We start from the raw sequence: 10696 nt of genomic DNA, 5'->3' as shown, positions 1-10696 counted from the left end.
ACCCCGGACCCTGCGGGGCTTTTCCCCTACCCGCCCCTTCCCGAACGGGGGGGCCGCCCCCCACCCCGGTCCTCAAACGCCGGACGGGCTGGACTGTACGGCGGAGCCGGAGGCCCCGTGCCGAGGGCGCCGGCGGGGCTGGATTTCGGGGCTCCGCCCCAGACCCCGGTCCTCAAGCGCCGGCGAGGCTGGAAGTTGCCGGCGAGGCTGGGGCGACGCGGAGGCCGGAGGCCGTGCCGAGGGCGCCGGACGGGCTGGAGGGTGCCGCGGAGGCCAGGTCCCGCGCCGCGGGCGCCGGACAGGCAGGCTGAGTCCCGGCGGGGGCAGATTCAGCCTGCCCGGTGATTGAGGACCGGGGGGTCCGGGGGCGGAGACCCCGGGGGTCAGGGGGTGCAGAGGAGTTCGCCGTGGAGGGCGGCGAACCAGGCGTCCGGCGCCGCGGACCACGCGCGCCACGCGGCAGCGATCCGGTCGAGGTCAGCCCGCGTCGCGTGCCCGCCGGCGACGGCGAGGTCGGCGTAGGAGGAGGCGACGGTGCGGTCCGCCCACAGCCCGCCCCACCACGCCCGGTCCGCCTCGTCCGCAAAGCACCAGACCGTCGCCGAGCACGTCACGGCCGAGAACCCGGCGGCCAGCGCCCACGACCGCAGCCGCCGCCCCGCATCCGGCTCGCCGCCGTTCGCCCGCGCCACCCGCTCGTACAGCCCCAGCCAGTCGTCCATGTCCGGCGACGCCGGGTGCCAGGTCATGGCCGCATAGTCCGCGTCCCGCACCGCCACGATGCCGCCCGGCCGGCACACCCGCCGCATCTCGCGCAGCGCCCGTACCGGATCGCCCACGTGCTGCAGCACCTGGTGGGCGTGGACCACGTCGAACGAGTCGTCCGGGAAGTCCAGCGCGTGCACGTCCGCCACGGCGAAGTCGACCGTGTCCAGCCCCCGCTCCGCACAGTGCGCCCGGGCCTGCCCGAGGATGTCCGCCGCGTGGTCGACGGCGGTCACCCGGCCCGGTGCGACCAGCGAGGCCAGGTCCGCCGTGATGGTGCCGGGCCCGCAGCCGACGTCCAGGACGGACATGCCGGGCCGCAGCCGGCCGATCAGGTAGCCGGCCGAGTTCTCCGCCGTCCGCCAGCGGTGCGAGCGGAGCACCGACTCGTGGTGCCCGTGGGTGTAGACGGCGGTCTCACGGTGTGCGTCGGTGCCCATCGCGGCAACTCCCTCTCGTCGTCCTGCTGCTGGGACCACCGTAGGCGATCATGTCGAGGAATGAGATAGACGTTTTGACATGTGGACACCACTCTTGCGGCGCAAGGGTGTTGGGGCGGCGGGTGGCGCGCGAATCCGGGTACGGGGACAGTGGGGAACAGGGGTGTCCCGGGAGGATGGTGGGAACCGTGGCAGACACACTCCTCGCACAGCACGGCCGGGCGCTCGCCCTCTACGGCCGGCTGGTGCATGCCGTGACCGAAGACCAGTGGGGCGCGCCGACCCCGTGTACCGAGTGGACCGTCCGGGACCTCGTCAACCACGTCACCGGCGAGCAGCTGTGGGTGCCGCCGCTGGTCACCCACGGCAAGACGGTGGCCGAGGTCGGCGAGAGCCTGTCCGGAGACCTGCTGGGCGAGGACCCGGCCGGGGCGTGGGACCGGGCGGCGGCCGGTGCGGTGGCGGCGTTCGGCGCGCCCGGCGCGCTGGAACGGACCGTCCAGCTGTCGTACGGGCCCACGAAGGCCATGGCGTACTGCTCGGAGCTGACCGCCGACGTGGTCGTGCACGCGTGGGATCTCGCGCGGGGGATCGGGGCGGACGACCGGTTGCCGGCGGACCTCGTCGAGTTCTCCATCAAGGAGGTCATGCCGTACGTCGACGGGCTGGCGGCCAGCGGGATGTATGCGGAGCCGCTGGAAGTGCCGGCCGGTGCGGATGCGCAGACGCGGCTCCTGGGGCTGCTCGGGCGCAGGGGCTGAGCGACGCGGGGCCGCGCCCCGGACCCCGGTCGGCTGCGGCGAGGATTGGGTCGCCAACGGGCGCGGAATGTGTTTTTTGTCCGTATAAAGGGGCAGTGGAGTCTGGCGGAGTGGCGGAACAGGCGGTGGGGACGATGCGGCGCACGGCACCGGAGGACCACGGCCCCGTCCGGTACGCCCCGCCCGCCCCCGACGCCGGACTGCCCGTCCTGCCCGAACTCGTCGCCGTCCTCGCCGCCGCGGCCGGCCGGTCCGCACCCGAGCCGCCCGGCGGCGGAGCGGCCGTCCGGGCCGCCGCCGCCGGATTCTGGGGCCGGCGCGGCCTGGCCGCACCCCCCGACCGGGTGGCCGCCGCCCCCGGCGCGCCCGCCCTGCTGGCCGCCGTGATCGCCGCGCACGGCGGCGACGTGTTCCTGCCGCGGCCCTGCCCCGCCTGGTGGACCCCCCAGATCCGGCTGCTGGGCCGGCACGCCTACCACGTCCCGACCCCCGCCGAATGCGGCGGCGTACCCGACCCGTACGCCCTCCTGGAGACCGTACGGAGGGTCCGCGCGGAGGGCGGCGACCCGGGTCTGCTGCTGCTCAGCGTCGCCGACGACCCGACCGCCACCGTCGCCCCGCCCGAGGTGCTCAGGGAGGCCTGCGAGGCCGCGGTGTTCGAAGGGCTGGCCGTCGTCAGCGACGAGACCTGGCGCGACACCCTCCACCGGCCGCACGACACCGTTCTCGTCAGTCCCGCCGAGATGTGCCCCGAGGAGGTCACCGTCCTCGCCGACCTCGGCGGGGCGCTGCTGCCCGGCGGCTGGCCCGCGGCCGTCGCCCGGTTCCCCGGCACCCCCCGCGGCGAGGGGCTGCGCGCTCGCACCCTCGACGTGCTGACCGCCTCCGGCGCGCTGCTCGCTGCACCCGTGGCCGCGGTCGCCGCACACGCCCTGGACGAGCCCGGACCGGTCGCCGGCCGCAGCCGGGACGCCGCCCGGCTGCACGGCCGGATCGCCGCCGAGGCCCACCGGCTGCTGCTGGCCGCCGGCGCCCTCGCGCTGCCCCCGCAGGCGGGCCGCCACCTGTACGCCGACCTGTCCCCGCTGCGTCCGGCGCTGGCCCGCCGGGGGGTCGGCGACGCGCTGGAGCTGGAGGAGTTCCTCGGCGCCAGGCTCGGCCGGCCGGCCCCCGGCGCCCAGCGGTTCGCCGACGAACTCGGGGCCCTGCGGGTCCGCCTCGACACCGCCCCGCTCCTCGGCGACACCCCCGAGGACCGGCTCGCCGCCCTCGCCGCAGAGGACCCGCTCGCCCTGCCCCACGTCAGCCGCTCCCTGGCCACCCTCGCCTCCGCCTTCACCAGCCTCACCTGACCCGCCCAGGGCCCGTGAATGGAGTTCTCCCGATGACGGAACAGACGGACCGGACCGCGCGTGCGGCCGGCGGCGTGCGCGCGGAGCCGGCCGCCCGGGCCGGGGTGCGGCCGCTGGGGGAGCTGCGGAGGTGGCCGCGGTCCTTCGCGGACCGGCTGACCGCGCCGCTGCCCGGGATGCGGGGGTTCGCCCGGCTGGCCCGGGAGGGCGCGTTCCGGCCCGACCCCGAGGGCCTGCGCGGCATCCCCGACCTGCCGTACGCGCCCGCCCCGCTGCCGCCCGTGGCCGCCGGGGGCGCCGCGGTCACCTGGGCCGGGCACGCCAGCTGGATCCTGCGGATCGGCGGGCTGACCGTCCTCACCGACCCGGTGTGGTCCCGGAAGATCCTCGGCACCCCGGCCCGGCTGACACCCGTCGGGGTCCGCTGGGAGGACGTCCCGCCCGTGGACGCCGTACTGATCAGCCACAACCACTACGACCACCTCGACGCGCCCACCCTGCGCCGGCTGCCCCGCCACACCCCGCTGCTGGTGCCCGCCGGGCTGGCCCGCTGGTGCCGGCGCCGCGGGTTCACCGCCGTCACCGAACTCGACTGGTGGGAGGCGGTCGACCTGGGCGGCGTCCGCTTCGAGTTCGTGCCCGCCCATCACTGGTCCAAGCGCTCGCTGCTCGACACCTGCCGGACCCTGTGGGGCGGCTGGGTGGCCACCGGTCCGGCCGGGCACCGGATCTACTTCGCCGGCGACACCGGGTACGGCCACTGGTTCGCCGAGATCGGCCGCCGACATCCCGGCATCGACCTGGCACTGCTGCCGATCGGCGCCTACGCCCCCCGCTGGTGGCTGCGCGAGGTGCACGCCGACCCCGAGGAGGCCGTCCAGGCCTGCCTCGACCTCGGCGCCCGGCGCATGGCGCCCATGCACTGGGCCACCTTCGTGCTCTCCGCCGAACCCGTCCTCGAACCGCTGCGCCGGGTCCGGGCCGCCTGGGACCGGGCCGGACTGCCCCGCGACGCCCTCTGGGACCTGCCGGTCGGCGGCTCCCGCACCCTGGTCAGCCCCGCAGCCGTCGCCAGCCCGCCGGGGCCGCGCTGACCAGCAGGGCCAGCCCGACCGCCAGGACCACGCCCTGCCAGGGCTCGTCGAACAGCGACCCGCCCAGGATCCCGATCAGCTGGTACGTCGCCGCCCACGCCAGAGCGGCCGGGGCGTCGCCGCGGGCGAACTCCCGTACCGGCATCCGGGCCAGCAGGCAGGCCAGCATCACCGGGATCCGGCCCGCCGGGATCAGCCGGGACAGCACCAGCACCGCCACGCCGTGCTCGCGCAGCCGCACCTGGGCGGCCGCCAGCCGGTCCGCGGACACCCGGGCCTCCAGCCGTGCCAGCGCCCGCGACCCGCCCTGCGACCTGGTGCCGCGCCGGCCCAGCCAGTACAGGGCCAGATCGCCCGCGAACGCGCCCAGCGCCGCCAGCAGGAACACCAGCAGCAGCCCGGCCGGCAGGGTCTGGTGGTGCAGCGCCACCACCGCCGCCGTACTGACCAGCGCCCCCGTCGGGATGACCGGCACCAGCGCACCCAGTGCCACCAGCACGAACAGTGCCGGATACCCCACCGCCTGCTGGGTGGACTCCGCCGGCACCGGCCCCGTCACCTGCCCGGCCGGCCCGGTGAACCACCCGGTCGCCTCCGCCGCCAGATCGCCCAGCATCAGCCGGCCACCACCCGTTCGCCGTGCCCCGGCCGGTGCACCTCCACCGTCGGCGCCAGCAGGCCCGCCTGCCGTGCGAACTCCTCGCCCGGTGCGTGGAACTCGTGCGGCCGCACCGCGTCCAGCCCGACCGGCCAGTACGTCCCGTAGTGCACCGGCACCGCCGCGGCCGGGCCCAGCGCGGCCAGCGCCCGCGCCGCCGCCCCCGCGTCCAGGTGCCCCGGACCGAGGAACGGACCCCAGCCGCCCACCGGCAGCAGCGCCAGGTCCACCGGCCCCACCTCGTCCGCCATCGCGTCGAACAGTCCGGTGTCCCCGGCGAAGTACGTCCGCGCCTCGCCCGCCACCACGTACCCGAGCGCCGGGCAGCGGTGCGGGCCGAACGGCAGCCGCCGCCCGTCGTGCCGTGCGCTCACCGCCCGTACCTCCAGCGCCCCGACCGCCACCGCGTCCCCGGGCGCCACCTCCGTGATCCGCAGCCCGCGCAGCCGCGCCAGCCCCGGCACCGCGCGCCGCGCCCCCCGCGGCACCAGCACCCGGGTGCCCGGCGCCAGCCGCGCCAGCGACGGGAGGTGCAGGTGGTCGGCGTGCAGGTGCGACACCAGCACCGCATCCGCCACCGCCGCCGCGGCCGGCGGCACCGCTCCGGCCCGTCGCCGCAGGTGGGCCAGCCGGCGGGCGAACAGGGGATCCGTCAGCAGCCGCATCCCCGAGTCCTCGACCGTGCAGGTCGCATGACCCCACCAGGTGATCCCCACCGTCATGCGGCACCCCTTCCGTCCACGCCCCGCGGACCGCACCCGCACCGGGCGCCGGCCCACGGCCGCTCACCCCGAGCCTAGGGCCTGGCTGCCGGAGCGTGCCGTCCGCGTGCGCCCCGAAGGGCTTGGTTTACCCCTCCTCGCGGGGCCCCGGGCGGAGTAGGGTCGGGCGGCATGGATGAGGTGCGCGTGGCCGCGATCGCCAGCCTGGCCCCGCTTGAGGAACTCGACATCGACCCCTTCGCGGTCGACACCCGCAGCCAGCACGCCGTGTGCGCACGCTGGGCCGCCGACCAGGGGTACGTCGTGACCCGCCAGCTGCTCTTCTACGGGCTGCGGGCCGACCACATCGGCCTCTGGACGGACGTCGACAGCGGCCAGGTCGACCTGTTCGTCGCCCCCAGCCGGCGGGTCCTGGCCCGCGCCCTGCGCTCCGTCGACGAGTTCACGGCCGAGTGCGAGCGCCGCGGCGTACGGCTGGAAACCGTCGGTCAGGACGAGCCCGCGTACACCCCCGCCATGAAGGCCGAGGTGCACCGCCGCCTGTCCATGCCGACGGCCGGCTACGACGGCACCTGACGCCGGCCCGGCACGCCCGGCACGCGGACCCGGCACGCCGACCCGCCGCACCCACCGCCGGCCCCCGGCCGCCCCCGCCCCGTGCGACGCTGGGAGGCAGGCCCGTCGGCCCGGAGCGGGCCCGGGAGCGAGGTGGCGGCGGCGTGCGCGGCGGGGGATGGCGGAAGGCGGGCAGCGCCCTGCTGCGGGTGGCCGTGGTGTGGGCGGTGTCCACCCTGACCATGCTGGCCCTGGCCGGGCTGCTGCCCGACTTCCGGCTGCAGTCCGCCGACGGCGACAGCATCACCCGCACCGCCCTCACCGCCGCCTGGGGCGCCGGCGCGTTCGGCCTGCTCAGCGCCCTGGTGTGGCCCGTGCTGGTACGCGCCCTGCTGCTGGTGCCGGCCCTGGTCCTCGGGCTGCTCGTGTTCTTCCTCAACGGCTCGCTGCTGCTCATCGCCCTCGACCTCATCCCGGACGGCCGGGGCTCCGCCGACCCGCGGACCGCCGTGGTCGTCGCCGCCGTCATGTCCGCCGTCGCCTCCGCCACCTCGACCGCCCTGGCGGTGCGCGACGACGAGGCGTACCGGCGCCGGCTGTCCCGGCTCGCCGACCGCCGGCGCCGCCGCGGCCCCGCCGCCCCGCCCGAGGACCGGCCCGGCACCGTCTTCCTCCAGCTCGACGGCGTCGGCCACGAGGTACTGCGGCACGCCGTCGCCACCGGGCTGATGCCCGCCACCGCCGGGCTGCTCGACACAACCCACCGCCTCGCTCCCTGGCGCACCGACTGGTCCAGCCAGACCGGCGCCAGCCAGCTCGGCATCCTGCACGGCTCCAACTTCGACGTGCCCGCGTTCCGCTGGTACGAGAAGGAGACCGGCGAGACCGTCGTCTGCAACCGGCCCACCAGCGCCGCCGAACTCCAGCGGCGCGCCGTCCTGCGCACCCGCAGCGCCGGCCTGCTCGCCGCCGACGGCGCCAGCCGCGGCAACCTCTTCGGCGGCGGCGCCGGCCAGCTCGCCCTGGTCCTGTCGGTCTCCGCCCGCCGCGGCCGGGGCACCCGCTCCCGCGCCGGCTACTTCGCGTACTTCTCCGACCCGGCCAACGCGGTCCGCACCGCACTCTCGCTGGCCGCCGAGGTGGTCCGCGAGATGACCCAGTCCGTCCGGGCCCGGCTGCGCGGCGACCACCCGCGGGTCGGGCGCGGCGGGCTGTACCCGTTCATCCGCGCCTTCGCCACCGTGGTCGAGCGCGACGTCGTGGTGGCCGCCGTCATCGGCGACGTGCTCGCCGGCCGCGCCGCCGTCTACGCCGACCTCGTCGGCTACGACGAGGTCGCCCACCACTCCGGGCCGCGCAGCCGGGACGCCCTCCAGGTGCTGCGCCGCCTCGACCGCAGCGTCGAGATGATCGTGAAGGTCACCGCGCACGCGCCGCGCCCGTACCGGATCGTGCTGCTGTCCGACCACGGGCAGAGCCCCGGCGAGACCTTCCTCGGCCGCTTCGGACTGACCCTGCGCGACCTGGTCCGGGCCGGCTGCGGGCTGCCCGTACGGCGCCGGGCCCGGCGCACCCCCAGCGGCTCGGAGGCCCGCGCGGCGGTCCTCGCGGCCCTGCACCGGCCGGTGGAGGAGGGCGAGGAGGCCCGGCCGGGGCGCGGCTTCGACCCGGTGGTGCTGGCCTCGGGGAACCTGGCGCTGATCTCGTTCCCCGACGTGGCGTACCGGCTGACCCGCGGGCAGATCGAGCGCCGCCACCCGGCCCTGCTGGCCACCCTCGCCAACCATCCCGGCGTCGGCTTCCTGCTGGTCCGCGGGAACGACGGCACCGGCGTGCTGCTGGGGCCGCACGGTGCGGAGGCCCGGCTGGACGTGCCGGGGGCGGCGGAGGCGCTGCTCGCGGAGTTCGGGCCGGGCGCGGCCGACGCGGTGCGGCGCACCGACGGGTTCCCGCACGTCGCGGACGTCATGGTGAACTCCGCGTACGACCCGCACACCGGGGCCGTACACGCCTTCGAGGAGCAGATCGGCTCGCACGGCGGGCTGGGCGGCGAGCAGGGCCACGCCTTCCTGATGTGGCCCACGGACCTGCCGGAGCCTGCGGGGCCGGTGTCCGGCGCGGAGCAGGTGCACACGGTGCTGCGGGGCTGGCTGGCGGACGCGCGGGAGAGCCGGGGACCGGTGGAAGATCAGCGGCCGGAGGTGTCCGAAACCGGAACACTTCCGTCTGGTCCGCCGTCCTGACGGGACGAAGAGCGGCGATTTGGCGGGGGACCGGGCAGCCCCCACGATATTCGGGTTTGTCCACCATGTGATGTGTTCACCATGTGAAACGTAAGGCGCCGCCCCCATGGCCGTAGAACAGGCCACCGCACCGGCCACCGTGCCGTCCGCCGACCCCGACCGGGCCGCCCCCGCGGCCGACGGCCGCCACACCCGCCGGTTCGGGCTGCCCGTCGCCACCGCCCTGGTCATGGGCAACATCGTCGGCGGCGGGATCTTCCTGCTCCCCGCCTCGGTGGCGCCGTTCGGCACCATCAGCCTGGTCGCCTTCGGGGTGCTGACCCTCGGCGCGATCTGCCTCGCGCTGGTCTTCGGCCGGCTCGCCGACCGGCACCCGCAGACCGGCGGCCCGTACGTGTACGCCCGCGCGGCCTTCGGCGACTTCGCCGGGTTCCTCTCCGCCTGGAGCTACTGGGTCACCGGCTGGGTCTCGAACGCGGCCCTGGCCGTGGCCGCCGTCGGCTACCTCGCCGTGCTGTTCCCGGCCGTCGGGGAGCACGCCTGGACGATGTGCCTGGCCGCGCTGGCCGTGCAGTGGCTGCCCGCGGCGGCCAACTTCGCCGGCACCCGGTACGTGGGCGCGGTGCAGCTGGTGGCCACGGTGCTGAAGTTCGCCCCGCTGCTGCTGGTCGCCGTCGGCGGCCTGTTCTTCTTCGACCCGGCGAACCTCGGCCCGTTCCGCGCCGACGACTCCTCCGCGGTCGGCGCGGTCTCGGCCTCCGCTGCGATCCTGCTGTTCAGCTACCTCGGAGTGGAGTCCGCCGCGGTCAGCGCGGGCGAGGTCCGCGACCCGCGCCGCAACGTCGGCCGGGCGACCGTGCTGGGCACCTGCGCCGCCGCCCTGGTCTACCTGCTGGGCACGCTGTCCGTATTCGGCCTGGTGCCGCACGACCGGCTCACCGGGTCCCAGGCGCCGTTCTCCGACGCCGTGAACGCCATGTTCGGCGGCGGCTGGGGCGGCACCGCCGTGGCCTGCGCGGCCGTGGTCTCCGTGGTCGGCGCCCTCAACGGCTGGACCCTGCTCAGCGCCCAGGTCCCGTACGCCGCGGCCCGCGACGGGCTGTTCCCGAAGCCGTTCCTGGCCCGGCGGCGGGGCGTCCCGGTGTTCGGCGTCCTGGTCACCGTGGTGCTGGCGTCCGCGCTGACCGTCTTCAACTACGCGGCGGGCTCCGAGGGCGTCTTCGAGATCCTGGTCCTGGTGACCACCTTCACCGCCACCGTTCCGTACCTGCTGGCCACGGCCGCGCAGGTGTACTTCCTGGTCTCGGGACAGCCCGACCGGGTGCACCGCGGCCGGCTGGTGCGCGACGCCGTGCTGGCGGGCGCGGCCTGCGCCTTCTCGCTCTGGCTGGTCGCCGGCTCCGGGTACGCGGCCGTCTACCAGGGCGTCCTGTTCCTGTTCTGCGGCATCCTCGTGTACGCGTGGATGGCGGCCCGCAAGGAGCGCGCCGCGGCCGCGGACCGCGAGTCCTGAAACCCCGGGCTGCCCCCTGTGGCGGTGCACGGTGCACCGTGGGACCCTTCGGGTGAAGGGACATCCGCGCACGATCGGGACGATCACGACCACCAGGGGGCAGTGAAGGGGGCGCCATGTCCGCCGCCATCAAGGAGACCATCGAGATCTCCCGTACGCCCGCAGACGTGTTTGCCTACATGACGGATCTCCGGCACATGCCGGAGTGGCAGGAGAGCGCGGTCGCGGCCACCCCGCTCGGCGAGGGACCGCCGGCCGTCGGGTCCCGGGTGCAGATCACCCGGCAGATGGCCGGCAGGAAGTTCCCGATGACCATGGAGATCACCGAGCTGGACCCGCCGCGCAGCTGGCACCTGCACAGCGTCGGCGGCGGCCCTGTCGAGGGTGACGTCCAAGGCACCATCGAGCCGCTCGACGGCGGGACCCGGTCCCGGGTGACCCTCGACCTCCACCTGGAGGGCCACGGCCTCGGCAAGGCCTTCGTACCGCTGGTCGTACGGCCGCACGCGCGCAAGGAGATGCCGCGCAACGAGGCCCGGCTGAAGGACCTGCTGGAGCACTGAGCGACGGCTCTTCGCTTCCCGGATGCCCGG

Annotated in this window: 10 protein-coding genes; 7 read left to right on the top strand and 3 right to left on the bottom strand. The window is 76.1% G+C overall.

The features are described from left to right. Nucleotides 1–383: 383 nt before the first annotated feature. Nucleotides 384–1205: a class I SAM-dependent methyltransferase gene (locus tag LG634_RS29645; protein WP_226738205.1), complete on the bottom strand. Its 822-nt coding sequence runs from the start codon at nucleotides 1203–1205 to the stop codon at nucleotides 384–386. A gap of 176 nt (nucleotides 1206–1381) precedes the next feature. On the opposite strand from LG634_RS29645, the gene LG634_RS29640 reads away from it, so the two are divergent. The 3 genes from LG634_RS29640 (at nucleotide 1382) to LG634_RS29630 (ending at nucleotide 4412) form a co-directional block, all read left to right on the top strand. Next, nucleotides 1382–1966: a TIGR03086 family metal-binding protein gene (locus LG634_RS29640; protein ID WP_372482514.1), complete on the top strand. Its 585-nt coding sequence runs from the start codon at nucleotides 1382–1384 to the stop codon at nucleotides 1964–1966. 134 nt (nucleotides 1967–2100) lie between these two features. Beyond that, the gene (locus tag LG634_RS29635; RefSeq protein WP_226738213.1) at nucleotides 2101–3318 is read left to right on the top strand and encodes an aminotransferase class I/II-fold pyridoxal phosphate-dependent enzyme; all 1218 of its coding nucleotides are present in this window, start codon (nucleotides 2101–2103) and stop codon (nucleotides 3316–3318) included. Nucleotides 3319–3350: 32 nt separating this feature from the next. Then, on the top strand, nucleotides 3351–4412 hold the full coding sequence (locus LG634_RS29630) for an MBL fold metallo-hydrolase (RefSeq protein WP_226738201.1): 1062 nt from the start codon (nucleotides 3351–3353) through the stop codon (nucleotides 4410–4412). Here LG634_RS29630 and LG634_RS29625 read toward each other — a convergent pair. Together LG634_RS29625 and LG634_RS29620 are read right to left on the bottom strand one after the other, a co-directional pair. Then, entirely contained in the window at nucleotides 4372–5028 is a 657-nt protein-coding gene (locus tag LG634_RS29625) for a DedA family protein (protein ID WP_226738199.1), read from the bottom strand. The two genes, LG634_RS29630 and LG634_RS29625, sit on opposite strands and share 41 nt — an antisense overlap. Continuing rightward, nucleotides 5028–5792 carry an MBL fold metallo-hydrolase gene (locus LG634_RS29620; protein WP_226738198.1) on the bottom strand — a complete coding sequence of 255 codons (765 nt, stop codon included), beginning with the start codon at nucleotides 5790–5792 and terminating at the stop codon, nucleotides 5028–5030. The genes LG634_RS29625 and LG634_RS29620 overlap by 1 nt, the downstream gene beginning before the upstream one ends. Nucleotides 5793–5963: 171 nt before the next feature. On the opposite strand from LG634_RS29620, the gene LG634_RS29615 reads away from it, so the two are divergent. The 4 genes from LG634_RS29615 (at nucleotide 5964) to LG634_RS29600 (ending at nucleotide 10666) form a co-directional block, all read left to right on the top strand. Further along, nucleotides 5964–6368, top strand: coding sequence for a hypothetical protein (locus LG634_RS29615; RefSeq protein ID WP_226738197.1), 405 nt, complete (start codon nucleotides 5964–5966; stop codon nucleotides 6366–6368). A 143-nt stretch (nucleotides 6369–6511) separates the two neighbouring features. Further along, nucleotides 6512–8590 carry a phage holin family protein gene (locus LG634_RS29610; RefSeq protein ID WP_226738196.1) on the top strand — a complete coding sequence of 693 codons (2079 nt, stop codon included), beginning with the start codon at nucleotides 6512–6514 and terminating at the stop codon, nucleotides 8588–8590. A 106-nt stretch (nucleotides 8591–8696) separates the two neighbouring features. Next, on the top strand, nucleotides 8697–10103 hold the full coding sequence (locus LG634_RS29605; protein WP_226738194.1) for an amino acid permease: 1407 nt from the start codon (nucleotides 8697–8699) through the stop codon (nucleotides 10101–10103). A gap of 116 nt (nucleotides 10104–10219) precedes the next feature. Further along, nucleotides 10220–10666, top strand: coding sequence for an SRPBCC family protein (locus tag LG634_RS29600; protein WP_226738193.1), 447 nt, complete (start codon nucleotides 10220–10222; stop codon nucleotides 10664–10666). Nucleotides 10667–10696 lie beyond the last annotated feature (30 nt).

The sequence above is a fragment of the Streptomyces bambusae genome, assembly GCF_020532645.1.
Classification (GTDB): domain Bacteria; phylum Actinomycetota; class Actinomycetes; order Streptomycetales; family Streptomycetaceae; genus Streptomyces; species Streptomyces bambusae.
The sequence above is the reverse complement of the archived record's forward strand: the minus strand, read 5'-3'. Positions and strand labels throughout refer to the sequence as shown.

What these genes read in the sequence shown, in the direction of transcription:
- LG634_RS29645 (WP_226738205.1), bottom strand. Translation starts at nt 1,205, where the DNA reads ATGGGCACCGACGCACACCGTGAGACCGCCGTCTACACCCACGGGCAC.
- LG634_RS29640 (WP_372482514.1), top strand. Translation starts at nt 1,382, where the DNA reads ATGGTGGGAACCGTGGCAGACACACTCCTCGCACAGCACGGCCGGGCG.
- LG634_RS29635 (WP_226738213.1), top strand. Translation starts at nt 2,101, where the DNA reads ATGCGGCGCACGGCACCGGAGGACCACGGCCCCGTCCGGTACGCCCCG.
- LG634_RS29630 (WP_226738201.1), top strand. Translation starts at nt 3,351, where the DNA reads ATGACGGAACAGACGGACCGGACCGCGCGTGCGGCCGGCGGCGTGCGC.
- LG634_RS29625 (WP_226738199.1), bottom strand. Translation starts at nt 5,028, where the DNA reads ATGCTGGGCGATCTGGCGGCGGAGGCGACCGGGTGGTTCACCGGGCCG.
- LG634_RS29620 (WP_226738198.1), bottom strand. Translation starts at nt 5,792, where the DNA reads ATGACGGTGGGGATCACCTGGTGGGGTCATGCGACCTGCACGGTCGAG.
- LG634_RS29615 (WP_226738197.1), top strand. Translation starts at nt 5,964, where the DNA reads ATGGATGAGGTGCGCGTGGCCGCGATCGCCAGCCTGGCCCCGCTTGAG.
- LG634_RS29605 (WP_226738194.1), top strand. Translation starts at nt 8,697, where the DNA reads ATGGCCGTAGAACAGGCCACCGCACCGGCCACCGTGCCGTCCGCCGAC.
- LG634_RS29600 (WP_226738193.1), top strand. Translation starts at nt 10,220, where the DNA reads ATGTCCGCCGCCATCAAGGAGACCATCGAGATCTCCCGTACGCCCGCA.